This window comes from Bartonella sp. PS17NMGDW, from assembly GCF_042193555.1.
Classification (GTDB): domain Bacteria; phylum Pseudomonadota; class Alphaproteobacteria; order Rhizobiales; family Rhizobiaceae; genus Bartonella; species Bartonella grahamii.
This window is the reverse complement of sequence record NZ_JBHILY010000063.1, coordinates 1-1,312: the sequence shown is the minus strand read 5'-3', so window position 1 is coordinate 1,312 and position 1,312 is coordinate 1. Positions and strand designations below refer to the sequence as shown.

General features: G+C 38.5%; 1 protein-coding gene and 1 pseudogene. Both read left to right on the top strand.

Annotated features, from left to right (window positions below):
- A pseudogene (locus ACFIJK_RS09220) lies at positions 1 to 543 on the top strand (hypothetical protein); the annotation flags it as partial.
- An 83-nt stretch (positions 544 to 626) separates the two neighbouring features.
- On the top strand, positions 627 to 1,205 hold the full coding sequence (locus tag ACFIJK_RS09215) for a hypothetical protein (RefSeq protein WP_375627581.1): 579 nt from the start codon (positions 627 to 629) through the stop codon (positions 1,203 to 1,205).
- The last annotated feature ends 107 nt before the right edge of the window (positions 1,206 to 1,312 follow it).

Below are 1,312 nucleotides of genomic sequence, written 5' to 3'. Positions count from 1 at the left end.
TATAATGATGCGAAAATCTTTAGAGGTGCCAAGGTGTATGGTAATGCTATCGTCAATGGCAAGGCATTGGTTTTTGATACAACCGCTCATATTTATGATAATGCAAAAATTCATGATAACGCTAAGGTCTGTGGGCATGTTTATGGTAATGCCGTAATTAGTGATAATGCTACTATTTCTAATGGTGCCAAGGTTTATGACAATGCCCGTGTCTATGAAAGTGCCTATGTTTGTGGCTATATTTTTGGCAATGCTCGTGTGTATGGCAAGTCACGGGTTTATGTCTGGGCGCGCGTTTATGATAATGCCCATGTTTTTTGTAATGCTTGGATTAAGGATTATTCAAGTATCTATGGTCATGCCAAGGTTTCTGGATCGGCTCGTGTTGGTTGCTTTGTAAGAATTTATGATCATGCCAAGGTCTATGGCAAATCAAATATTGATCATCATGTGCAAATTTATGGCAATGCTGTTGTCAATAGCCGTGCAAAAATTCGTAATGATATCTGTGATGATAATCAGTCACTAAAAGACGCTGCTTAAATAACGCGTGGGCGCGGCGGGGGCGCCCTCCTTTAAACATTCTCATTTAAAAATTTAAATCTCTTTATAAAGGAATTGTGCTCATGAAAAAGAAGTTTGCACTCACAAATGAAACGCGTGTATTTGGTAAACATGTTCTCTACCGTATTAAAGCATTAAAAGACTTTTCTGATATCAAAGCAGGTACCTTAGGCGGCTTTATTGAAAAGGAAGATAACCTCTCTCATGATGGGAATTGCTGGGTGTATGATGAGGCTCTTGTGTTTAAAAATGGTCACGTTTATGAAAATGCAAGGATTTTTGGCAAGGCTGTCACTTGTGGTCATATCTATGGTCATGCGCGGGTTTATGACAATGCTATCGTTGCTGGCTATATCTATGATAATGCCCATGTTTATGGCAATGCTGTTATTTCTGATAATTCCCATGTCTATGGTAATGCTCATGTGTATGGCAAGGCTATTATTTATGATAATGCCTATGTTTATGACAATGCTAGGGTTTATGAAAACGCTCGTATAGCAAATAACGTGCATGTTTTTGAAAATGCTCATATTCATGGAATTGCTGTTATTCGTGAAAATGTCGGCGGGTCTACTAAAATAAAAACCTATACTGAACGTCTCTCTCCTTATGGTGAATTAGAGATTGTCTGGGTCTAATCAATAAAGCAGTGTAAATGAAAGTACAGGCGTGGCGGGGGCGCCTCTCTTTCAAATTTTCCCATTCCAAATTTTAGCAAATGTTTATCACATTAGATTGTGAGGGT

Coding starts and splice junctions, on each gene's coding strand:
- ACFIJK_RS09215 (WP_375627581.1), top strand. CDS start 627: ATGAAAAAGAAGTTTGCACTCACAAATGAAACGCGTGTATTTGGTAAA.